Genomic DNA, 23,703 nt, shown 5'->3' on the forward strand with positions numbered 1-23,703 from the left:
GAGCTGCAGACACTCCTCGCCCTCTGGACCGGCGTCTGCCCCACCTGCCACCACGACATACCCACACCGATACGAACCTGACCAAGCACTACTAGTGCCGCAGCAGGCACCAGGGGTGTGGGCGACTGCGCGACCAGCAACAACGGGCCCGCAGTCGCCCACGACACCGCAGGGGCACCCCCCGGACGCGACTCAGTCCACTTCAGCGACCGCCTGCGCGAACTGCGCCTGGTACAGCCGGGCATAGGCCCCGTCCGCGGCGAGCAGCTCCCCGTGCGCGCCCTGCTCCACGATCGACCCGTTCTCCATGACCAGGATCGTGTCCGCGTCCCGGATCGTCGACAGCCGGTGGGCGATGACGAACGACGTACGCCCGTGCGCCAGTTTGGCCATCGCCTTCTGGATCAGCACCTCGGTGCGGGTGTCGACCGAGCTGGTCGCCTCGTCCAGCACCAGGATGACCGGGTCGGACAGGAACGCCCGGGCGATGGTGATCAGCTGCTTCTCACCCGCGCTGACCCCCGTCCCCTCGTCGTCGATCACCGTGTCGTACCCGTCCGGCAGCGTCCGGACGAACCGGTCCGCGTGCGCCGCCCGGGCCGCCTCCTCGATCTCGCCCCGGGTCACCTCCCGGGACGCGCCGTACGCGATGTTCTCCGCGATCGTGCCGCCGAACAGCCAGGTGTCCTGGAGCACCATGCCGATCCCGGCCCGCAGTTCGTCCCGGGACATCCGCGCGACGTCGACACCGTCGAGGGTGATGCGCCCGCCGGTCACGTCGTAGAACCGCATCAGCAGATTCACCAGCGTCGTCTTGCCGGCGCCCGTCGGGCCGACGATGGCGACCGTCTGCCCCGGCTCGACCTTCAGCGAGAGGTCCTCGATCAGCGGCTTGTCCGGGTCGTAGCGAAACGACACGTGCTCCAGCGCCACGTGCCCGCGCAGCTCCTCGGGCCGCACGCCCGGCACCGGGTCGGCGTCCTGCTCCTCGGCGTCGAGCAGTTCGAAGACCCGCTCCGCCGAGGCGACACCCGACTGCACCAGGTTCGCCATGGACGCCACCTGCGTCAGCGGCATGGAGAACTGCCGCGAGTACTGGATGAACGCCTGCACATCACCGATCGACAGCGAGCCCGAGGCCACCCGCAGCCCGCCGACGACCGCGACCAGCACGTAGTTGAGGTTCGACACGAACATCATCAGCGGCTGCATGACCCCGCTGTTGAACTGCGCCTTGAACCCCGCCTCGTACAGCGCGTCGTTCTGCTCGGCGAACTGCCGCGCCGACTCCTCCTGCCGCCCGAACACCTTCACCAGGGCGTGTCCGGTGTACATCTCCTCGATGTGCGCGTTCAGCGTGCCCGTGGAACGCCACTGCTGCACGAAGTGCGGCTGCGACCGCTTGCCCACGCGCGTGGCCACGACGAACGACAGCGGCACCGTCACCAGCGCGACCAGGGCCAGGATCCAGGAGACGTAGAACATCATCGCGAGCACGCCGATGATGGTCAGCACCGAGTTGATGAGCTGACCCATCGACTGCTGGAGTGTCTGCCCGATGTTGTCGATGTCGTTCGTCGCCCGCGACAGCACCTCACCGCGTTGACGCTGGTCGAAGTACGACAGCGGCAGCCGCGACAGCTTCGTCTGCACGTCCTCGCGCATCCGGAACATGGTCCGGTTCACGGCCCGGTTCACCATCCGCGTGGCGACCGCCATCAGCAGCCCGGCCACCGTGAACACGCCCAGCGCGAGCAGCAGCACATGCCCGACGGCCGTGAAGTCGATGCCCTCGCCCGGGGTGAAGTCGGTACCGCGCAGCATGTCGGCGACGTCACCGTCGCCGCGCTGCCGCATGGAGTCGAGGACCTGCTCCTTGGTCGCCCCCTCGGGCATGCCCCGTCCGACGATGCCCGCGAAGACCAGGTCGGTGGCCTTGCCGAGGATCTTCGGCCCGACGACGTTGAGGCCGACGCTGAACACCACGCACCACAGCAGCACCCAGATGGTCACGCGCTCCGGCCGGAAGCGCGCGAGGAGGCGTTTGCCCGATCCCTTGAAGTCCAGCGAGCGCTGGTCGGGGCCGCCCCCGGCCATCATCCGCCCCATGGGCCCCGCCATCAGGCAGCCTCCGCTTCCGTGAGCTGGGAGAGCACGATCTCCCGGTAGGTCTCGTTGTCCGTCATCAGCTCGTGGTGCCGTCCGGTGCCGACGACCCGGCCCTCGTCGAGGACCACGATCCGGTCGGCGTCCCGGATGGTCGACACCCGCTGGGCGACGATCACCACGGTCGCCTCGGCGGTCTCCCGCGTGAGCGCGGCCCGCAGGGCGGCGTCGGTGGCGTAGTCGAGCGCGGAGAAGGAGTCGTCGAAGAGATAGATCTCGGGCCGCTGCACCAGCGTCCGGGCGATCGCGAGCCGCTGGCGCTGCCCGCCGGAGACGTTCGTCCCGCCCTGCGCGATCGGGGCGTCGAGCCCGCCCTCCAGTCGCTCCACGAACTCCTTGGCCTGCGCCACCTCCAGCGCGTGCCACAGCTCCTCGTCGGTGGCGTCCGGATTGCCGTAGCGCAGGTTGGTCGCCACGGTCCCCGCGAACAGATACGGCTTCTGCGGCACCATGCCGACCGTCTTGGCGAGCAGCTTCGGTTCGATCCGCGCCACCTCGACGCCGTCCACGAGCACCTGCCCGTCGGTCGCGTCGAACAGCCGCGGGACCAGCCCGAGCAGGGTGGACTTGCCGCTGCCGGTCGAGCCGATGACGGCGGTCGTCTCGCCCGGCCGGGCCACCAGGTCCACGGACCGCAACACCGGCTCCTCGGCACCCGGATAGCGGAAGCCCGCCCCGCGGATCTCCAGATGCCCGTGCCGGCGCAGCTCCCGCACCGGCGACGTCGGCGGCACGACGCTGGAGGAGGTGTCCAGCACCTCCTGGACGCGCTCGGCGCACACCTCCGCGCGCGGCACCATCATGAACATGAAGGTGGCCATCATCACGGACATGACGATCTGCATCAGATAGGCCAGGAACGCCGTCAGGTCACCGATCTGCATCTCGCCGCTGTCGATCCGGTGCGCGCCGAACCAGACCACGGCGATCGACGACAGGTTCACCACCGTCATGACGATCGGGAACATCAGCGCGAGCAGATTGCCGGTGCCCAGTGCGACATCGGTGAGGTCGGTGTTGGCCTTGCGGAAGCGCTGCTGCTCGTACTCGTCGCGGACGAAGGCCCGGATCACACGGTTGCCGGTGATCTGCTCGCGCAGCACCCGGTTGACCGAGTCCAGCCGCTCCTGCATCAACCGGAACAGCGGCCGAAGCCGCCGCACGATCAGCGTCACGCAGATGCCCAGCACCGGCACGACCGCCACCAGCACCCCGGACAGCGGCACGTCGAGACCGAGCGCCAGCACGATGCCGCCCACGCACATGATCGGCGCCGACACCAGCAGCGTGAACGTCATCAGCGCCAGCATCTGCACCTGCTGGACATCGTTCGTCGTCCGGGTGATCAGCGACGGAGCCCCGAACTGACCGACCTCACGCGCGGAGAAGGACTGCACCCGGTCGAACACGGCACCGCGCACGTCCCGCCCGAGTGCCGCGGCCGTACGGGCGCCGTAGTACACGGCGCCGATGTTGCACACGACCTGGACCAGCGAGATGCCGATCATCAGGGCGCCGTAGCCCAGGATGTAGCCGGTGTCGCCGTTCACGACGCCCTGGTCGATGATGTCCGCGTTCAGCGTGGGCAGGTAGAGCGTGGCGCAGGTCTGAAGGAACTGCAGCAGCACCAGCAGGGCGATGGGTCTTTTGTAGGGCCTGAGATAGGTGCGCAGAAGTCGTATGAGCACGCTGCTTCTCTCGGAGTGGGTGACGGGGGCGAGTGGTTGCCCCTGGCCCCTATCGTCGAACACTCCACCCGCGTTACCTCAACCGAATTAACCCGACAGGCGGTCAAAGGTCAGAGGGCTCCGGGGTGCGTCTGCTCCCGCACCGCCACGTACTGCTGCCGCACCGCCTGCCCCACGGCCAGCTCGTCCCCGGGCTCCAGCACCTGCGCCACCGCTCCCTGCCAGGCCGGCGGATTGCGCACGTCGAGCGTGCCCTGCGACGCCCCGAGCGCCCAGGCCGCCTGGCGGGCGGCGCCGATCGCCGCGTAGTCCGCGGGTTGCGGCACCACGACCTGCGTCCCGAACAGCATGGGCGCCGCCGCCTGCACGGCGGGCAGTTCGGCGGCCGGCCCGAGCAGGAACACCCGCCGCACCTCCACACCCCGGCCGCGCAGTACGTCCAGCGCGTCCGCGAGCCCGCACAACATGCCCTCGAACGCGGCCCGCGCCAGATGCTCCGCCTTCATCGACTCGCGCCGGAGCCCGGCCAGGGTCCCGGCGGTGTGCGGCAGATTCGGCGTCCGCTCACCCTCCAGATAGGGCAGCAGCACCAGTCCGTGCGACCCGGGCGTCGATTTCATCGCCAGGTCGGACAGGCTCTCCAGATCGGGCAGCCCCAGCAGCTCCGCGGCCCCGCGCAGCGCCCGTACGGCGTTCAGCGTGGTGACGACGGGCAGGTGCATGCCGGTCGCGTCCGCGAGCGCGGTGATCATCCCGGACCCGTCGACCAGCGCCTCGGGGTGCACGGCCATCACGGACCCGGACGCGCCCAGCGACACCACCGCGTCCCCGAGGCCGATGCCCAGCCCGAACGCCGCCGCCATGGTCTCCCCGGTCCCCACGGAGATCATCAGCCCTTCCGGCGTCGTACCGGCCGCGTCCGCCGGGCCGATCACCTCCGGCAGCATCACCTGGTGCCCGAGCGCCAGCTCGACCAGATCGGGCCGGTAGGCACCCGTCGCCGCCGACCAGTAGCCGGTGCCGGACGCCCCGCCGCGGTCGGTGGTCCTGCGGACCGGGCGGCCCAGCAGCTGCCACACCAGCCAGTCGTGCGCCTGGAGGAGGACCGCCGTGCGCCGCGCGTTCTCCGGCTCGGTCCGGGCCATCCAGCGCAGCTTCGTGATCGGCTGCGCGGCCTGCGGCACACAGCCCACCGCCTGCGCCCACGCCTCGCGCCCGCCGAGCGCGTCGACCAGGTCGGCCGCGGCGACCTGCGTCCGCTTGTCACCGCCGACCATCGCCGACCGCACGGTGTTGCCCTGCGCGTCCAGCGGCACGACGGCGTTCTGCTGCGCCGAGACGCCGATCGCCTGCACGCCCTCCAGCAGCCCGCCGCCCGCGGCCTCGCCCAGCGAGAGCAGCCAGGCCTGCGGATCGACGTCCGACGGCCGGCCGCCGCTCTCGGGAACCTCCACCGGATGCTGCGCATATCCCTGCCTGAGCACGGCTCCGGAGTCCGTGTCACAGACGACGATACGAGTGAAATCGGGTGAACTGTCCAACCCGGCGACTATCCCCATGGCCAAAATTCTGCCGTACCGCTGCGCCGGCTGGAGCCGTGGGCGCCGTGGGGGGTGTCGCCGGGTTTCGGGTGCGGGCTCGTTGTGGCTGGTCGCGCACTTCCCCGCGCCCCTTGAAGGACGTCGCCGATCTCAGCCACGAGAAGATCAGGTATTGCTGGTGCCCCAGTCGTCCTCGCCACCGTTGTGGGTGGCGCGGTCGCGGAGCTGGCGGACCCGGTCCGCCACCGACTCGGGGACGCGGTCGCCCACCTTGTCGCTCACCACGTGGTACGCCTTGCCCGCGAATTCCCGGCCCTGGTGGGCCGCGGTCTCCGCGGTGTTGCGCACGGCGGGGTTCTGAGCGAACTGCCGGGCTGACTTCTTCAGCTGCTCGTAGCGCTCGCGCCCGGCCCTCGTGCCCAGCACGTAACCCAGGACGACTCCGGCGACGAACGTGAGCCGGTAACGCATGGCGGCCACCCTTTCCTTGCGTAGGTCTCCAGTGCGGCGTCGGCGCCGGGGAGTACCGATTGGCGGAGCACCCCCCTGCTTGCGCTAATGTATGTGTCGCAGCGAACGCGCGCCCCCTGGCGAATACCCAGGTAGGTGCGTTCGATGCACAACGAGACCTTCCTCGGTAGCTCAATTGGCAGAGCAGCCGGCTGTTAACCGGCAGGTTACTGGTTCGAGTCCAGTCCGGGGAGCTCGTTCCTCCGTAGCTCAATTGGCAGAGCAGCCGGCTGTTAACCGGCAGGTTACTGGTTCGAGTCCAGTCGGGGGAGCAGGTTGAACGAGGGCCCCTCTCAGGGGTCCTTTTTCATGTCCGATCCGCTGCCCCGGGAACCGCGCGGCGCCCGGCGCAGTCCTCAAGGTCACGTAGGCCGTGCGCAGCTGCCCAGCCGAAGCAGGAGATCGTATGAGCGGCTATGCTGCGGCAGACGGCGCGCACACATGTACGCGACACGCCGCTATGGGGCGGTAGCTCAGCCGGTTAGAGCAGCGGACTCATAATCCGTCGGCCGTGGGTTCGAGTCCCACCCGCCCCACTGTGCAGGTCTGTTACCTGCGGAAACGTCTTATCAGGGGTGCGGGATTCGGAACTTTGGTGCAACGAGACAGCATCCGCTGCATCACTACCGCCGCCAACGTCAACGACGTCACCCAGACCCAGACCCAGCCCCAGACCCTGGTCGACGTTATCCCGACCGTGGCCGGCAAGCCCGGCCGGCCGCGGCGCCGACCGGCCGCCGTGCTCGGCGACAAGGGCTACGACAGTCACGACGACTGCGGCGACGACGGGCAGCCGTTGCAGACGGGTGCCACCGAAGACGCCCGGGGTGATGAGTACCTGTACGTCGAACTCGGAGCCCTGTGGCGTGAGGCATGCCTGTCGGACGACCTCGTCGCTGGGGTGGGCCCAGGCCGGCACGGTCGCGAGGCCCGACACGGTGGCGGTCAGCACGAATGCATCGGGGTCCTGCGGTGGTGGCGGCAAGGCCGCAGAGACCCCGATAGCCCTCCGTAAAGGTCGGGCCTTGGTTTCAGTGCGGCGTCTGCCTCAGGGACAATGCCGGGACGATGACGCCGCAGCCCGCCGAGCCCGCCGAGCCCGACCGCACCGAGCCCGCCGAGTCCTCCGTACGTACGGAGCCCTCCGGCAACCCCGCATACGCGCCCTTCGCGCACCTCACCGCCCCCAACAGTGCCCTCTACCGCGACGTGATGAGGGCGTTCCTGACGGCAAAGGAGCGGTTCGCGGTGCATCTGCGGCCCGAGGACGTCCACGCCGCGCTGCCGTCGGAGCACCGCCCCGCCGCTCCGGACGCCGTTGTCAAGGCGCTGGACAGCCTCGTCGGGTGGGGGAATCTGCGGGCGGACCCGGACACCTCCCGGGTCACCGCGATCGAGGACTTCTACCGCAGACGCTTCATCTACCAGCTCACCCAGGCCGGCGAGGCCGCGGAACAGGCGCTGTCCGTGTACGACGAGGCGCTGGGGCGGCGCGGCGCGCTGCAGGCGGTGGCGCTGCACGACATCGTCACGCAGCTGCGCGCCCTGCTGGTGATCGCCGCCGAGGACGAGCCGGATCCGGCCAAGGCCCACCTGGCGCTGTCCACGCTGACGAGCAGGTTCGAGGCGCTGGCGGAGAACGCGCGGGCCTTCATGGGGTCGCTGCAGCGCACCATCGACCTGCACGGCGTCGAGGTCGAGGTGTTCCTCGCCTACAAGGACCGGCTGATCCAGTACCTGGAGCGGTTCATCCAGGACCTGATCTCCCTCGGCGGGCGGATCGCCCGGCTCATCGGCGAACTGGAGGAGCAGGGACGCCTCGGCGTGCTGCTGCGGCTGGCGGCGGCGCGGGAGGCGGCCGACGCCGCCCCGGACGAGACCGAGAGCGCCGAGGCGCGGGCGTACGCGCGGTGGGCGGCGAAGTGGGCGGGCCTGTCCGCCTGGTTCGTGTCCGCCGACGGCCGCGAGGCCCAGGCCCGGCTGCTGCGCGGTCGCGCCCTCGGGGCCATTCCGCAGCTCCTCGCGGTCGTACGGCAGTTGAACGAGCGGCGAGCCGGGCGTTCGGACCGGTCGGCGGACTTCCGCACTCTGGCCCGCTGGTTCGCCGAGACCCCCGACGCCGAGGCGCGGCACCGGCTGTGGCGCGCCGCGTTCGGTCTGTATCCCGCCCGGCATCTCACCGTCGACGCCGACACCCTCGCCGACCGCGCGGCCCGCCCGGTGGCCACGTCCACCCCGTGGGCCGAGGCCGAGCCGCTGCGGATCAGCCCGCAGCTGCGCCGTACCGGCAGCTACGAGCGGCGCGGCAAACCCCGCAAGGTGCAGGACCGCTCCGAACAGCGGGGGCAGCTGGCGGAGATCGCCGCCAAGCAGGCGGAGGAGATCGCCGCCGCCCGCGCCCGGCTCGCGACGGACGGCACCACCCGCCTGTCCGCGCTGCGAGAGCTCGACCCCATGGCCTTCGGCCTGTTCCTGCGGCTGCTCGGCGACTCCCTGGCCACCTGGCGGCCCGGCATGACGACGACCGTCACCACCAGCAACGACGGCACGATGGAGATCCGGCTCACCGCGCTCACGGACGGTTCGACGGCCGAGATCCGCACGCCGGGCGGGTTGTTCCGCGGCCCCGACCACCTCGTCGAGATCACCGATCTGACCCCGGGCACCCCCGCACGGGAGGCGCGATGACCACACCCCTGGGTGAGGTACTGGACGGCCGGCGCACCGCCGAGTTCCAGAAAGCCGCACGCGCCCTGCTCAAGGAGCCGCTGCTGCTCGCGCACGGCCCGGACACCGATGCCTACCGCCTGGTCAGGCAGTACGCCGGCGAGCTGCGTGACTGGTTCGAGCGCAACACCGGCTGGTCGCTGCGCGTGGACGCGGAGGTCGCCCGGTTGCGCAAGGCACCTGGCACCCTCGCCGACGCCACCCACCCGGCCCGCGAAGCGTCCCGCGCCGGTGCGCCGTTCACCCGCCGCCGCTATGTGCTGCTGTGCCTGGCGCTCGCCGTACTGGAACGCGGGGAGGCACAGATCGCGCTCGGCCGTCTCGCCGAACAGGTGGTGCTGGAGGCCGCCGACCCGCAACTGGTCGCGGCAGGGGTCGCCTTCACGCTGGAGCGGCGCGACGAGCGACTGGACCTCGCCGCCGTCGTACGGCTGCTGCTGCGCCACGGCGTGCTGCGGCGGGTCGCCGGGGACGAGGACGCCTACGTCAGCGGGACGGGCGATGTGCTCTACGACGTCCAGCGCCGCGTCCTGGCCGGACTGCTCGCCGCCCGCCACGGCCCCTCCACGATCACGGCCGACGGCTTCGAGGACCGGCTGGAGGCGCTCACCGCGGAGAGCGCGCTGGACAGTGACGAGCTGCGGTTCCGGGCGATCCGCCAGAAACTCACCCGCCGCCTCCTCGACGACCCGGTGCTGTACTACGACGAGCTGAGCGACGAGGAACTCGCCTACCTGACCCGCCAGCGCGCCTTCCTCACCGCCCGCGTCAGCGAACTGACCGGCCTGGTGGCGGAGGTACGCGCCGAGGGCATCGCCATGGTCGACCCCCAGGACGACCTCACCGACGTACGGATGCCCGAACAGGGCACCCACGGGCACGTCACCCTGCTGCTCGCCGAGCACCTCGCGGCGGCGGGCGGCGAGGTGAGCCTTCAGGAGCTGGAGCGCCGGGTGCAGGAACTGGCCGTCGAGCACGGCGGGTTCTGGTCCAAGAGCGCCAAGCAGGCCGGCGCGGAGGGGGAGCTGGTGGAGCAGGCTCTGGTCAAGCTGACCGCGCTCGCCCTGGTCACCCGCACGCCCCGGGGCGTGGCTCCGCTGCCCGCGCTCGCCCGGTACGCGGTCGGCGAGACCGTCGTCGTGGAACCGGGAGTCCGCAGTCCCCGCACCTCTCGACGAAAGGCACCACAGCCGTGACCGCCCTGCCCCAGCCCGCTCCCGGCCGCTGGCGACCGCTGCGTATCGGCCTGGTCGACCTCTTCTACTACGACACCGAGGAGTTCTGGTTCCGCGACGGACGGCTGCTGCTGCGCGGCAACAACGGCACCGGCAAGTCCAAGGTCCTCGCCCTCACGCTCCCGTTCCTGCTGGACGGTGACCTGTCCGCGCGCCGCGTGGAGCCGGACGCCGACCCGAACAAGCGCATGGAGTGGAATCTGCTGCTCGGCGGAGAGCACCCGTACCCCGAACGGCTCGGCTACACCTGGATCGAGTTCGGCCGCGTCGACGCCGACACCGGGCAGGCCCGCTTCCGCACCCTCGCCTGCGGGCTGAAGGCGGTGACGGGCCGGGGCATCGCCCGTCACTGGTACGCGGTCACCGACCAGCGCATCGGCGAGGAGCTGAGCCTGCTGGACGCCACCGGCACCGCGCTGTCCCGGGACCGGCTCGCGGACGCGGTCGCCGGACGCGGCATGGTGTACGACACGGCCACGGCGTACCGCCGGGCGGTCGACGAGGCGCTGTTCGGCCTCGGCGAGCGGCGCTACGCCGCCCTGGTCGACCTGCTGATCCAGTTGCGCCAGCCGCAACTGTCGAAACGGCCCAACGAGGCCGCCCTGTCCCGGGCGCTGACCGAGGCGCTGCCGCCGATGGACCAGGCGGTGGTCGCGGACGTGGCCGAGGCCTTCCGGTCCCTGGACGAGGAGAAGGAGGAGCTGCGGGCCGCCGCCGAGGCAGAGCGGGCCGCCTCCGCGTTCCTGGACCACTACCGCCGCTACGCCCGCGTCGCGACGCGGCGCCGGGCCCGGCTGCCCCGCAGCGAGCACGCCCGCTACGAGCAACTGCACCGCGACCTGGCCCAGGCCCGTGCCCAGCGGGAGGACGCCGAGCGGGACCGGGCAGCGGCCGCCGAGCGGGTCACCGAGCTGGAGAAGACCGCCACCCGTCTGAGGGCGCAGGAGGCGGCCCTGCGCGAGGGCCCAGAGATGCGCAGTGCCCGGGAACTGGAGCAGGCGGCGGCCGACGCCCGCCGCACCGCCGGGGAGCTGGCCCGCGCCCGGGCCGACCGGGACGAGGCGGCCCAGGCGCACACCCGGGCGCTCGGCCGCCTGGAGACGGCGGGGCGACGCCTCGACGCGGCCGGGCAGCGGGTCGCCGACACGCTCACCCGCGAGCGGGAGGCGGCAGCCGCGGCCCGGCTCGACGGCGAGCTGCGCACCGACGGCGCACCGGAGAGCCAACTGCGGCGTACGGCCGAGGAGTCCGTGGCGCGCAGGCGCCGCACCGTCGAGCACGTAGAGGAGCTGGCGGCCCGCGCCGACAAGGCCGCCGTCGAACGGCGGGCCGCCGCCCGCCGCCTGGACGAGGCCGAGACCGAGGTCGGCCACACCGTGGGGCGACAGGCCGAGGCCGAGGGGCGGGCCGCCGAGGCGGGCCGGGACCTGGTGGCCCGCGTCCGCGCGCATCTGGACGCCTGCCAGGAACTGGCCGTCGCCGACCCTGCCGGGCTGCTGGACGAGCTCCAGGACTGGGTGACGCACTGTCAGGGGCAGTACCCCGCACGGTCACACGCTGCTCACACTCATCGCGAACGGGCGGCACGCCTGGCCGACCGGACGGCCGCCCTCGGGCAGGAACTCGCCGGGCTCCGGGCCCGTTCCGCCGAGGCCGAGCGGGAACTGGCCGATCTGGAGGCGGGCGGCCAGCGCGGCCCCACGGCACCGCACACCCGTACGCCCGGCGCCCGCGACCAGGCGCCGGGAGCTCCGCTGTGGCGGCTGGTCGACTTCCGCGAGCAGGTGCCGGCCGAGGAACGGGCGGGCCTGGAAGCCGCGTTGGAGGCCTCGGGCCTGCTGGACGCCTGGGTGTACCCGGACGGCACCGCTGTGCACGCGGACGGGCACGACGTTCTGCTGTCGCCGGGTGCTCCCTTGAGCGGGCCGACTCTCGCCGACGTGCTCCGCGTGGCCGTCGACCACGGCGACGCCCGGGCCCTGGCAGTGGGTGAGGGCACCGTCTCCCGGCTGCTGGCGGCCGTGGGCCTCGGCTCCGGTGGCCCGGGCGACACCTGGGTGGCGGTCGACGGCCGTTTCCGTGTCGGCGCGCTGACCGGCAGCTGGTCGAAACCGGCGGCCGGGTACGTCGGCGAGGGCGCCCGGGAGGAGGCGCGCCGGGCCCGGATCGCTGCCCTGAGCGACGAACTGGGTGCCTTGACGGGCGAGCTGGACCGGCTCGGCGCCGAGCGCGCCGACGTGGACCACAGGCGCAGCACCCTCGATGCCGAGCTGGCCGCCCTTCCCGACGACGCGGCCGTGCGGCACGCGCACGCGCTCGCCGCCGCCGCTGCCGATGCCGCCCACCGGGCCCGTGCCCGCCGCGACGAACACTCGGCCGAACTGGCGGCCGTGTCCCGGCAGGAAGCCGAGGCCGCCACCGAACTCGCCGAGACCGCGGCGGCGGTCGACCTGCCCTCCCACCGGGCCGGCCTGGCCGCCGTCCGCCAGGCCCTGGCCGACTACGGTGCCGTCCTCGCCGCCCTGTGGCCCGAACTGCGTGAGCGCGCCGACGCGGCGCGCGCCCTGGCCGAGGAGCGGACCGAGACCGAGCGGGCCGGCGCCCGAGTGGCCGAACTGTCCCGGCGCACCGAGGACTCCGCCCGGCTCGCCGCCGCCGCCGACGCACGCCACGCCACGTTGCGCTCCACCGTCGGCACCGCCGTCGCGGAGCTTCAGCGGCGCCTCGCCGAGACCGCCGACGCGCTGGCCGCATGCGAGGACGGCCAGCGGCGGGCCCGTGAGGACCACACGGCCGCCGACCGGCGCGCCCACCTCGCTCAGGGACACACCGAACGCCTGGAAATGGACGTCCGTGAGGCGACCGCGGCCCGCGCCGAGGCCATCGCCGCCCTCCAGCGGTTCGCGGCCACCGGTCTGCTGTCCGTCGCCCTGCCCGAGGCCGCCGTACCCCCGCTCGACGCCGGGCCGTGGGCCGCCACCCCGGCCGTCGCTCTCGCCCGCTCCATCGAGACAGAACTGTCGGCGCTCCCCGGCACCGACGATTCCGACGGCGCCTGGGAGCGGGTGCAGAAGCGGCTCAGCGAGGAGTACAAGAAGCTCCAGGACGCCCTCTCCCGGGGCGGCCACAGCGCCTCGGCCCGGATGGCTGAGGAGGGCATGGTCGTCGAGATCGTCTACCAGGGCCGTCAGCGGGCCGTCCCCGAACTCGCCGAGGCCCTCGCCGTGGAAGTCGCCGAGCTGACCCGCATCCTGTCCGCGCACGAACGCGAGGTCCTCGAAACCCACCTCCTCACCGAGGTCGCCGGCACCCTGCAGGAGCTGATCGGCGCCGCCGAGCGCCAGGTACGGGCCATGAACGACGAGCTCGAGGAGCGGCCCACCTCCACCGGCATGAGGCTGCGCCTGGTCTGGCGCCCCTCGCGCAAGGCGCCGGCGGGCCTCGCCCAGGCCCGCGAGCGGCTGCGCCAGTCCGCCGACGCCTGGACGCCCGAGGACCGGGCCGCGGTCGGCGAGTTCCTGCAGGCCGAGATCGCCCGCAGGCAGGCCGACGACACCGCGGGCAGCTGGCTGGAGGTGCTCACCGCGGCCCTCGACTACCGCGCCTGGCACGAGTTCGGCATCGAACGCCACCAGCACGGCAAGTGGGTCCCGGCCACCGGGCCCGCCTCCGGCGGCGAACGCGTCCTGGCCGTGAGTGTCCCGCTGTTCGCGGCGGCCTCCTCGCACTACGCCACGGCCGCCCCGCACGCCCCGCGCCTGGTCACCCTGGACGAGGCGTTCGCCGGCGTCGACGACGACTCCCGCGCCAAGTGCCTGGGCCTGCTGCACGCCTTCGACCTCGACGTGGTGATGACATCCGAACGCGAATGGGCCTGCTACCCGCAGGTCCCCGGCATCGCCATCGCCCAGCTCTCCCGCGTCGACGAGATCCCGGCGGTCCTGGTGACCCGGTGGGAATGGGACGGGGCGGAACGGATGCGGGGCACGGAGCCGGGCTATGCGCTCGTGTCCGTCCCAGCGCAGGCCACCGCCTCCACCGCTGAGCGCGAGGACACCCCGTGGCCGTGAACGACGGGCAGCCCCCGGCGCCCGTCGACCGCGACCGCCTGGCCCGCCTGCTCGGCGGTCCTGATCTGGCCTGGCTGGTCGACCGCGTACGCCGCCGCATGGCGCTGGACGAGCCCCTGACCAACCCGGTCACCCTGACCGACCCCACCCCCGCGCAGCGCGCCGCCGTCGAGCGGCTGCTGGGCCGCGCCCCCGGCGCCGGACGCTCGCTCACCGTGCGCCTCGACGCGGTGGACGCCGTCCTGCGCCGCTCCCGTGTCAGCCCCGGTGGCCTGGGCGCCGCCGTCACCGCCCTCACCGGACCCGTCGCCCGGGTCGCCGACGTCCGTGAGCGGGAGGAGCATGCCTGGCGGGACGCGTACGCACCTCTTGAGACCCTGATCCGCACCAGTCGGCCTCAACTGGCCGACTGGGCGGACCGGTTGGGCCGCGACGGCCTCGTGCGCCGCCTCGCCCGCACCCCGCACCAGGCGAAGAGACTGCTGGGCGACACCGCCGAGGTCCTGCGCAGGCTGCCCGCGGACCCGGCCGTCTCCCTGCCCGCCTTCGCCGCCGCCACCGTCGGCGACGCCCACGCCCTCGACGACGGCACGCCACTCGCCACCCTCGTCCTGTCCGGCGTCCGCACGCTGACCGGCTTCCCGGACGGCAGCGGATCCGAGTGGCGCCGCGAGGCCTGGGCATCGGCCGGGCTCCTCAAGGACGCCCTGTCCGCCACGGTCCTGACCCTGGGCCTGCGCGGCACCCCAGCCCTCGACTGGGCGGCTGACAAGGGCGAACCCGCAGTCCTGACACTGCGACAGCTCACCCGGCAGCCGCCGCGCACGGCACCCCCTGTCGTCCGCGTCTGCGAGAACCCGGCCGTCCTGGCCACCGCGGCCGACACCCTGGGCGCCGCCTGCCCGCCGCTGGTCTGCCTCCAGGGCCAACCCTCGGCCGCCGCCCTCACCCTGCTGCGCCACCTGAACGCCCGGGGAACCACGCTGCGCTATCACGGCGACTTCGACTGGGGCGGTCTGCGCATCGCCTCCGCCCTGCTGCGCCGCGTCCCCTGGCACCCGTGGCGCTACACGGCCGCCGACTACCGCGCCGCCGTCGCCGCCAGCCCCCTGGCCCCGCCGCTGACCGGCACGCCGACCACCGCCGCGTGGGACCCGGACCTGCCCGCGGCCCTCACCGAACTCGGTGTGCGCATCGAGGAGGAGACGGTACTCGACGACGTGCTGGCCGACCTCGGAGACTGAGACGGCAGCGTGGCCGTCTCAGGGGGTGTGCAGCTCCTCGGCTGGGGCGCCGCCAGCGGTGGTCCTACGGCGGACTGGGGGCCGTCGCAGGTCAGAAGCCTTCGGCTGTTCTGGCTCCGCGTCCGCCTTCCTGATCCTTCCAGGTCCTTCCGTCCCACCCGAACACCTTGAGCCGTTCCGAGGCGCCCCACCCGCGCGACCGGTGCGGTGACCGGCACGGTTCACCGGCTCGCAAACCGTGTCAGCTCGCAGGAACGGGCACCAGGTCCAGCCGACCGCCGGCCATGGCCACCACGGCGGATACGAAGGCCTGCAGGCAGGTGTGCTCGGCCTCCTCGTCGGGGTGGGAGAGACGTTGCATCGTGAGCCCGTCGAAGCCGGCGAGGAAGAACCGCGCAATCGTTTCCGCAGGCTGGGCAAGGGTCAGGTCGGTGCGCTCGGCCGCTTCGGTCACCAGCCTCGCCGTCACCTCGGTCACGCCCCGAGAGTGGCTCTCCAGGGCCTCGCTCAGGGCGGGGGAGCGGAGCGCGAACATGGTGAGTTCCGTGAGCAGCTGATGACTGGCGGGCTGCTCGCGCACCGTCCGCCACAGGGCGGCGGCAAGCGTACTGGCCGTCTCCTCGAAGCCGGCGTCGGCCGGTGCGGCCTGCTCGACCTGGGTGATCAAGTCCTGCGTGAGCTGCTCCATGACGGCGCGGTACAGCCCTTCCTTCGTGCCGAAGGTGTAATGCACCGTGGCCTGAGCAACCCCCAGCTCGGCGGCGATGGCACGGGTGCTTCCGGCCGCGACTCCTTCCCTGGTCATGAAGTCGATGGCCGCTTTGACCAGTTGAGGGCGGCGCTCGGCCGCGGGAACGTGAGCCATGACCGCATCATACCGACTTAGTCCCATGATGAAGTCAACCGAACAAGTCAGGCTGCGCGCAGCCGTTGTCGGCGCGGCCGCTGCGGTCCGGTCCGTGGCCGCGCGGGTCAGTTGCCGCTGAACGGCGGGTGAATACGTTTCCTTGACCACCCGTGAAGCGGGACGAACGAGGAGGCAGGCCCGTGAAGGAAAGCCAGTTTGATACGTGTGTGATCGGGGCGGGACCTGCCGGGCTGGCGGTCGCCAGGGCACTGGCGGAGCGGAATCTGCCGTACACGCATCTTGAGCGGCACACCGGGCCCGGCGGTATCTGGGACATCGACAATCCCGGCAGCCCGATGTACGAATCGGCCCACTTCATTTCCAGCAGGACCCTGTCGGGATTCGGCGGCTTTCCGATGCCCGACCACTTCGCCGACTACCCGCCGCACCGGCAGATCCTGTTGTACCTGCGGCTCTTCGCCGACGCCTACGGGCTGACGGACCGGATCGAGTTCGGCGTCGAGGTCGAAGGCATCGAGAAGAACGCGGACGGCACCTGGACGGTCACCCGGGCCGACGGCCGCGAAAGCGTGCACGGGCAGGTCGTCGTGTGTACGGGCTCGCAGTGGCACCCCAACATTCCCGAACTTCCCGGGGAGTTCAGCGGTGAGGTCCGGCACACCGTCGGCTACCGCAGCGCGGAGGAGCTGCGCGGCAAGCGCGTCCTGGTCGTGGGCGCGGGGAACTCCGGCTGCGACATCGCCTGCGACGCCGCCCGGACCGCCGACCACGCGGTGATCAGCATGCGGCGCGGCTACTGGTTCATCCCCAAGCACCTCTTCGGCCGGCCGGTGGACACCATCGCCAGCAGCGGGCCGCATCTGCCGATGTGGCTGGCGCAGCGGATCTTCGGTGCCGTGCTGCGCATCATCAACGGCGACCCGACGCGGCTGGGGCTGCCGAAGCCGGACCACAAGCTGTTCGAGACCCACCCGGCCATCAACTCGATGCTGATCCACCATCTCCAGCACGGCGACATCACCGCCAGGCCCGGGATCGCCCGTGCCGAGGGCGGAACCGTGCACTTCACCGACGGCACGAGCGACGACTTCGATCTCATCCTGCTGGCCACGGGCTACGTCCACAAAGTGCCGGTCGCGCAGCAGTACTTCGGTGACGAGCAGCACCCCGACCTGTACTTGTCGTCGTTCTCACGCGAGCACCCGGGCCTGTTCGGCATCGGCTTCGTGGAGACCAACTCCGGTGCGTACCGACTCTTCGACACCCAGGCGCAGCTGATCGCCGGGTATATCCACGACGCGCGGCACCGGCTGCGGCACGCTGAACGGTTCACCCAGATGATCCGCGCCGACCGCCCGGATCTGTCCGGCGGGCTGAAGTTCGTCGACTCGCCCCGCCACACCGGCTACGTCGACAGCGGGGCGCTCGTGAAGTACCTCGGCAAGGTCGCGCGCGACATGGGCTGGCGTACCGAGGGCCAGCCGCCGCCGGTGCGGTCCCTGCGTGCTGTCAAGGAAGGCAGCGCGGCATGAGCGGGTTCGACTGCACCGACAAGGTCATGCTGGTGACCGGCGGCGCGGGCGGCATCGGCAGCGCGCTGTGCCGCCGCTTCGCCTCCGGCGGCGCCCGGTGCGTCGTCGTCGACATCGACGAGACCCGCGCCAAGACCGTCGCCGCGGATCTTCCCGGTGCCGGGCACACCGGCCTCGGCTGTGACCTGATGGACCGCGCCCAGGTGGAGCGGGTGTTCGAGCTGGTCGCCGAGGTCTACGGCCGCCTCGACGTGCTCGTCAACAACGTGGGCATGACCAGCGCGGAACGCTTCGATGTCCGCAGCGTCGAGAGCATCGAGCGGGAGATCGGCCTCAACCTGACCTCCCCGCTGGTCACCACCCGGATCGCGATCCCCCTCTTGCGGGCCTCCCGGGACGCCCGGGTGGTCACGACGGTCTCCCTCGGCGGGATCTTCCCGCTGGGCGAGACCCCGATCTACACGGCGTCCAAGTTCGGGCTGCGGGGCGCGATGCTCGCCATCGGGCTCGACCTCAGGAGCAAGGGCATTCTGGCCGGCTCGGTGCTGCCGTCGGCGACCGACACCCGGATGCTGCGCCAGGAAGCCGTGGATGGCGGGAACTCCATGCAGTTCCAGGACTCACCACAGCAGCCCGCCGACGTCGTCGCGGCCGTGGTGAGCCTGCTGGACAAGCCCCGTCTGGAGGCCTACCCCCGGTCCGGCGAGTCCCGTCTGGTGCGGTTCGCGATGCTCATGCCGAACCTGCTGCCCAAGGTCTTCCCGCTGTTCCGCAAGCGCGGTGACCGCGGTATGGCCCGCTATCTCGAAGATCTCCGCCGACGCGGACTGGCCCGCCGGACCGACGGGCGCTGGGAGCTGGTGGAGGAAGCATGACCACGAACGAGATGCTGCAGGTCGTCAACCCCGCCACCGGTGAGCCGATCACCTTCCTGTCCGCCGCCAGCGCCGACGACGTCTCCAAGGCCGCCGAGCAGGCCCGGCAGGTCCACGACGCCGGGGTGTGGTCGCGGCTGCCGGTCCGGGAGCGTGGCGCGGTGCTGCTGCGGCTGGCCGACCTGATGGAACGCGACGCCGAGATCCTCGCCCGGCTGGAGAGCGAGGACGCGGGCAAGCCGATCACGGAGTGCCGTACGGGCGACGTACCGGGGGCGATCGAGTCGATCCGCTGGTTCGCCGAGGCTGCCGACAAGGTCTTCGGCCGCCTCGCGCCGAGCGGGCCGACGCTCTCGGCCTCATGAGCCGCGAACCGGTCGGGGTCGTCGCGGCGATTCTGCCGTGGAACTACCCGCTCGCCATGACCGCATGGAAGGTCGGACCCGCCCTGGCCGCGGGCAACTGCCTGCTCGTCAAGCCCGCCGAGGCGACCCCGCGCTCCGCCCTGCACCTGGCCGAACTCGCGACCGAGGCCGGCCTGCCCGACGGGGTGCTCACGGTGTTGCCCGGGTACGGTTCCGAAGCCGGGGCGGCCCTCGCTCGTGATCCCCTCGTGGGGGCGCTGTCCTTCACCGGCTCCACCGCGACCGGCCGCCGTATTCTCAAGGACGCGGCGGACAGCAACTTCAAGCGCGTCTCACTGGAGATGGGCGGCAAGAGTCCCCAGGTACTGATGCCCGATGCGCTCGCCTACGGGGACGAGCTGATCGACAACATGATCGAGGCCGCGTTCCTGACCATGGGGCAGAACTGCACGGCCGGTTCCCGGGTTCTGGTTCACCGCAGTATCGCCGAGGAGGTCCTGGAGCGGTTCACCGCCGCGGCGAGAGAGCTCGTCATCGGCCATCCGGCCGACCCGCGCACGCAGATCGGGCCGCTCATCAACCACGCCGCCTTCGACCGGGTCGCGGGAGCCGTGGAGGCCGCCCGGGCCGGCGGAGCCCAGATCCACACCGGGGGACTGCCGCACGGGCTGCCTCCGCGCGGCGCCTACTACCCGCCCACCGTGATCACCCGGGCCCCCGACGGCAGTGACGTCCTCACCAGGGAACTGTTCGGTCCCGTCGTCACCGTCCAGACCTTCACCACCGAGGACGAGGCGGTACGTATGGCCAACGCCACCGAGTACGGGCTCGCCGCGTCCGTATGGACCCGCGACCTCGACAGCGCGTTCCGGCTGGCACGCGGCATCGAGGCCGGTGTGATCTCCGTGAACGCCTACAGCGAGGGCGACATCACCACCCCCTTCGGCGGCTGGAAGCAGTCCGGATTCGGGGGCGTGGAGAAGTCCACCAACGCCTTCGAGCAGTGGACGCGGGAGAAGGCGGTCTGGATCCACACCCGCTGACGCGTCATCACGTCATTGCGTCTGTCCCGTGTCCCGGAGCATCCGCTCCCGCAGACGGACGGGTGAGGTGCCGTGCCACCGGCGCACCGCGCGGCGCAGCGCCCGTTCGTCGGAGAATCCCGCCCGGCGGGCGATGTCGCGCAGTGTCAGTTCCGGACGGAGCAACAACTGCTCCACACGCTCCCGGCGCACTCCCTCGACGAGTGCCTCGTACGTCGTGCCGCACTCGGCCAGCCGACGGCGCAGCGTCCGCTCGCTTGTCGCATGCCGCCGCGCCTGCTCACCGAACGAAGGCGCCACGGGGAGGCTCTGCGCAACGGAGATCTCCAGCACCTCCAGCAGATCCTGCTGGTCACGGCGGGAAGCCAGCTGCGCGTCGAGCATCTCCAGAGTCGACGCGTAGCTCACCGGATCCCGGCCGGGCATCCGGGTGCGGGCCCACGCGGGGTGGATGGCCAGGCGGTTGGCGGGGGCGTCGAACCGGACCGGACAGCCGAACAGGGCAACAAAGGGGTCGTATGGGCGGGGTGGCGGAAAGGAGAACTCCACGACCTTCGGCGCGAAGTCCGGACTGACGGCCAGCCTGGACAGGGCGACCACGGAGGCGAACGCCTCCTCGATCAGGAAGGAAGCCACGACCGGGTCCATGGCGGGATCGGGAAGATCGGCGCGCAGCACGAAGGCGTCGTCCTCCTCACCCGCACCGGCCGACCACACCACCATCACCCCGGACAGGTTCTGGTACCTCACCCCCGTCCCGATGGCGTGCCGCAACGTGTCGTCGGCCATCAGGGCGAAGCCGAGCAGGCCCCACGCGGTCAGGTGCTGCGCTGCACCGACCTTCAGCCCCAGGCGCGCGTCCCCGGTGAGCTCCACCGCACGGCGGATCACCGCGCTGCCCTGCCGGTACGACACCCGCAGCGCGGCGGAACGCATGATCGTCTCGTCCAGCCCGACCTGCTTCAACACGGGCCGCAGATCGATGCCGCGCTCGTCGGCGACCGCGACCAGGCAGCGCAGGATGTTCGGCTGGATCGTCGCCGACGTGCTGCGGCTGGTCCCGGGAGGGTCCGCCGGGCCGGGGGTAAGGGACATCGCACTCACCTTCTCCTCGGTGACCACCGTAGGCAGCCGGCATCACCGGGCGCATGCTCTTGGCCCCCGAAGCCCCCTCTACGGCCCCTGGCGCCCCGACCTTGCCTTCCCCGCCTGGCTACGGTTTGCGCAACCTGCACCCGTTCGACTCGCGGACGCGTCGGGACGCAAGGACAGGCTCGATGGACTCGGAGCAGCAGGGCTGCCGTACCGGTCAGTCCGTCTTCGTCGACGGTGAGGAATGCGGGGAGAGGGTCTGTTCGGCCCAGATCGTCTTGCCGGTGTACGTCTGGCGTGTGCCCCAGCCCTGGGTGAGCTGGGCGACGAGGAGCAGGCCGCGGCCGCCTTCGTCGAAGGTGCGCGCGCGGCGCAGGTGGGGGCTGGTGTTGCTGGCGTCGGAGACTTCGCAGATGAGGTTGCGGTCGCGGATGAGTCGGAGCTGGATGGGAGCGCCGCCGTAACGGATGGCGTTGGTGACGAGTTCGCTGACGACCAGTTCGGTGACGAAGGCGGCCTCGTCCAGGCCCCATGCGGCCAGCTGTCGGGTGACGTTCTTACGGGTCTCGGCGACCGCTGAGGGATCGGGCGGCACGTCCCAGGTGGCGACATGGGCCGCGTCCAGGGCGCGGGTGCGGGCCATCAGCAGCGCCACGTCATCGGCGGGTTGGTCCGGGAGAAGCGACTGGAGCACGGTGTCGCAGGTGCTCTCCAAGGACGGAGCCGGCCGGGCCAGGACCCTGCGCAGTGCGTCGAGGCCTTCGTCGATGTCGCGGCCGCGGGCTTCGATGAGGCCGTCGGTGTACAGCGCGAGAATGGTTCCTTCGGGCAACTCGATCTCGGTGACTTCGAAGGGCAGGCCGCCCAGACCCAGCGGAGGGCCTGCCGGGACGTCGGGGAACACCACGGCGCCGTCCGGGGTCGCCAGTGCGGGCACGGGGTGGCCCGCGCGAGCCATGGCGCAGCGCCGGGAGACCGGGTCGTAGACGGCGTACAGGCAGGTCGCGCCGATGTCGCCGGCGGTGCCGGCTGTGCTCTCGGCCTCGGCGGACAGGTGGATGACCATGTCGTCCAGGTGGGTCAGCAGTTCGTCGGGCGGGAGGTCGACATCGGCAAGGGTGCGCACGGCGGTGCGTAGTCGTCCCATGGCGGCCGACGCCTGGATGCCGTGGCCGACCACGTCGCCGACGACGAGCGCGACCCGGGCGCCGGACAACGGGATCACGTCGAACCAGTCGCCGCCGACGCCGGCCTGCGTACTGGCGGGGAGGTAGCGGGAGGCGACGTCGACGGCGGCCTGCGGGGGCAGTCGCTTCGGCAGGAGACTGCTTTGCAGAGTGAGGGAGGTGCGGCGCTCGCGGGTGTAGCGGCGGGCGTTGTCGATGCAGACAGCGGCCCTGGCGGTGATCTCCTCGCCCAGGAGCAGGTCGTCCTGCGCGAACGGTTCCGGGCGCCGGTGGCGGGAGAAGGTGGCCACGCCGAGGGTGATGCCGCGGGCCCGCATCGGCACGGCCAGCACGGAGTGGAAGCCGTAGCGTCGCATCCGCTCGGCCCGGTCCGGGGTCTGGCTCGCCACCCGGTCCATCGCGGAAGCGGTCACGTTCTCGATCAGCGGCTGGCCGGTGGTCAGGCACCGGGCCGCAGTCGAATCGTCCGGGTACGCGGCCACCGTTCCGCGCTTCACCACGACCTCGGGGCAGCCCTCCAGCACGGACTGGTAGGCGACACGGCGCAGCATGACGGGGCTGGGCGGCGAGCCGGCGGGCGGGTCGTCGCCGCCTTCGATGGCGGGAAGCAGGTCGACGGTGACGAAGTCCGCGAGTTGCGGGGTGGCCACATCGGCGAGTTCCTGCGCGGTCCGGGCGAGGTCCAGGGTGCTGCCGATGCGGATGCTGGCCTCGTTGAGCAGGACCAGGCGCCCTTTGGCCTGGTGTTCCTCGGTCACATCATGTGCGGAAAGGAGCACTCCCCGTATCGCGCCCTCGCCGTCCCGCACGGGGGTGAGCAAAGTCGTCCAGACGGTCTCGCTCTCGTGGCCCGCCAGGTGCAGGGACTGCTGCAGATGCTGCTGTTCGCCGGTCTCCAGCGCCCGCCGCATGCACTGTTCCGTCCGGTCGCTCTCCGGGTCGACCACGATCTCCGACACGCGCAGCCCCCGCATCGCCGCTTCGGGCAGACCGATCACACGCTCCATGTCCGCGTTCGCCCGCCGCAGCCGCAGGCCGGTGTCGTAGAGCGCCGTCGTGAACGGGGACCGGGTGAACGCCCACATCACCAGCGCGTCGTCGTGGAGCGGCGACGCCGACCGGTCCAGGGGGGAGACCAGGAGCCATTCGCCGCCCCCTTCGTCCTCACCGTCGGGCTCAAGGCGGTGGGCCAGAAGATCTACTGCGAGGTGGTGGCCGTCCCGATGCAGGAGAGTCACCGGCCCGTTCCACCTCGGCAGCGCTTTCAGGGAACGCAGCGTCTCGGCGGGCGGCTGCTTTGCGAGCAACGATGCCGCGGGTCGGCCGATGACTTCCGTGGACCGGTATCCGAGCAGCTGCTGTGCTCCCTCGCTCCATCCGGTCACGATGCCGTTCGAGTCCACGCCGGCTCCGGCCGTGGCCGACTCGTCGATGGGGTCGTCCGGCCGCCACGCAGCCCGGCCGTCGCCGGTGTTGGAGCCCGTCGTCGCGTTCATCCGCCCTCACTTCGGTCTCTCCACCGTGCGTCCCGGCCCGGCCACGAGCAACCGATGAAAGGTA

The 23,703-nt window shown here is 71.8% G+C and carries 14 protein-coding genes, 3 tRNA genes and 1 pseudogene; 11 read left to right on the forward strand and 7 right to left on the reverse strand.

The features are described 5' to 3' along the window. Window positions 1-192: 192 nt before the first annotated feature. The 4 genes from ABTX62_RS24260 to ABTX62_RS24275 form a co-directional block, all read right to left on the reverse strand. A complete protein-coding gene (locus tag ABTX62_RS24260; protein ID WP_352118164.1) occupies window positions 193-2,121 on the reverse strand; it encodes an ABC transporter ATP-binding protein in 1,929 nt (642 codons plus the stop codon). Then, complete coding sequence (locus ABTX62_RS24265) at window positions 2,121-3,854, reverse strand: ABC transporter ATP-binding protein (RefSeq protein WP_352118165.1); 1,734 nt, start codon at window positions 3,852-3,854, stop codon at window positions 2,121-2,123. Before ABTX62_RS24265 ends, ABTX62_RS24260 begins: the two co-directional genes overlap by 1 nt. Before the next feature lie 110 nt (window positions 3,855-3,964). Beyond that, window positions 3,965-5,413 carry a xylulokinase gene (locus tag ABTX62_RS24270; protein WP_352118166.1) on the reverse strand — a complete coding sequence of 483 codons (1,449 nt, stop codon included), beginning with the start codon at window positions 5,411-5,413 and terminating at the stop codon, window positions 3,965-3,967. Window positions 5,414-5,560: 147 nt separating this feature from the next. After that, complete coding sequence (locus ABTX62_RS24275) at window positions 5,561-5,866, reverse strand: YtxH domain-containing protein (RefSeq protein ID WP_283970057.1); 306 nt, start codon at window positions 5,864-5,866, stop codon at window positions 5,561-5,563. A 160-nt stretch (window positions 5,867-6,026) separates the two neighbouring features. On the opposite strand from ABTX62_RS24275, the gene ABTX62_RS24280 reads away from it, so the two are divergent. From ABTX62_RS24280 to ABTX62_RS24315, 8 genes are all read left to right on the forward strand, one after another. Continuing rightward, window positions 6,027-6,099, forward strand: a tRNA-Asn gene (locus ABTX62_RS24280). Window positions 6,100-6,104: 5 nt separating this feature from the next. Then, window positions 6,105-6,177 (forward strand) — tRNA-Asn (locus tag ABTX62_RS24285). Window positions 6,178-6,367: 190 nt separating this feature from the next. Then, a tRNA-Ile gene (locus ABTX62_RS24290) sits at window positions 6,368-6,441 on the forward strand. A gap of 59 nt (window positions 6,442-6,500) precedes the next feature. Then, on the forward strand, window positions 6,501-6,920 hold the full coding sequence (locus ABTX62_RS24295) for a hypothetical protein (RefSeq protein ID WP_352118167.1): 420 nt from the start codon (window positions 6,501-6,503) through the stop codon (window positions 6,918-6,920). Window positions 6,921-6,973: 53 nt separating this feature from the next. Continuing rightward, on the forward strand, window positions 6,974-8,593 hold the full coding sequence (locus tag ABTX62_RS24300; RefSeq protein ID WP_352118168.1) for a TIGR02677 family protein: 1,620 nt from the start codon (window positions 6,974-6,976) through the stop codon (window positions 8,591-8,593). Beyond that, a complete protein-coding gene (locus ABTX62_RS24305; RefSeq protein ID WP_352118169.1) occupies window positions 8,590-9,828 on the forward strand; it encodes a TIGR02678 family protein in 1,239 nt (412 codons plus the stop codon). The genes ABTX62_RS24300 and ABTX62_RS24305 overlap by 4 nt, the downstream gene beginning before the upstream one ends. Continuing rightward, window positions 9,825-13,937, forward strand: coding sequence for a TIGR02680 family protein (locus ABTX62_RS24310; protein ID WP_352118170.1), 4,113 nt, complete (start codon window positions 9,825-9,827; stop codon window positions 13,935-13,937). Before ABTX62_RS24305 ends, ABTX62_RS24310 begins: the two co-directional genes overlap by 4 nt. After that, window positions 13,928-15,181, forward strand: coding sequence for a TIGR02679 family protein (locus ABTX62_RS24315; RefSeq protein ID WP_352118171.1), 1,254 nt, complete (start codon window positions 13,928-13,930; stop codon window positions 15,179-15,181). Before ABTX62_RS24310 ends, ABTX62_RS24315 begins: the two co-directional genes overlap by 10 nt. 241 nt (window positions 15,182-15,422) lie before the next feature. Here the strand turns inward: ABTX62_RS24315 and ABTX62_RS24320 are convergent, their stop codons facing one another. After that, a complete protein-coding gene (locus ABTX62_RS24320) occupies window positions 15,423-16,046 on the reverse strand; it encodes a TetR/AcrR family transcriptional regulator (RefSeq protein WP_352118226.1) in 624 nt (207 codons plus the stop codon). Window positions 16,047-16,228: 182 nt separating this feature from the next. On the opposite strand from ABTX62_RS24320, the gene ABTX62_RS24325 reads away from it, so the two are divergent. The 3 genes and pseudogenes from ABTX62_RS24325 to ABTX62_RS24335 all read left to right on the forward strand — a co-directional run bounded on the left by ABTX62_RS24325 (window position 16,229) and on the right by ABTX62_RS24335 (window position 19,864). Next, complete coding sequence (locus ABTX62_RS24325; RefSeq protein ID WP_352118172.1) at window positions 16,229-17,581, forward strand: flavin-containing monooxygenase; 1,353 nt, start codon at window positions 16,229-16,231, stop codon at window positions 17,579-17,581. Further along, window positions 17,578-18,456, forward strand: coding sequence for an SDR family NAD(P)-dependent oxidoreductase (locus tag ABTX62_RS24330; protein WP_352118173.1), 879 nt, complete (start codon window positions 17,578-17,580; stop codon window positions 18,454-18,456). Before ABTX62_RS24325 ends, ABTX62_RS24330 begins: the two co-directional genes overlap by 4 nt. After that, window positions 18,453-19,864: pseudogene (locus tag ABTX62_RS24335) on the forward strand (aldehyde dehydrogenase family protein). Before ABTX62_RS24330 ends, ABTX62_RS24335 begins: the two are co-directional and overlap by 4 nt. 12 nt (window positions 19,865-19,876) lie before the next feature. Here ABTX62_RS24335 and ABTX62_RS24340 read toward each other — a convergent pair. Together ABTX62_RS24340 and ABTX62_RS24345 are read right to left on the reverse strand one after the other, a co-directional pair. Then, window positions 19,877-20,959 (reverse strand): AraC family transcriptional regulator, encoded by a 1,083-nt coding sequence (locus ABTX62_RS24340; protein WP_352118174.1) that lies wholly within the window; start codon window positions 20,957-20,959, stop codon window positions 19,877-19,879. Between the two features lie 214 nt (window positions 20,960-21,173). Then, window positions 21,174-23,639, reverse strand: a complete 2,466-nt coding sequence (locus ABTX62_RS24345; protein WP_352118175.1) for a SpoIIE family protein phosphatase — start codon at window positions 23,637-23,639, stop codon at window positions 21,174-21,176. Between the last annotated feature and the right edge of the window lie 64 nt (window positions 23,640-23,703).

It is taken from the genome of Streptomyces sp. NPDC096046 (assembly GCF_040303285.1).
In the GTDB taxonomy this organism is placed as follows: Bacteria; Actinomycetota; Actinomycetes; order Streptomycetales; family Streptomycetaceae; genus Streptomyces.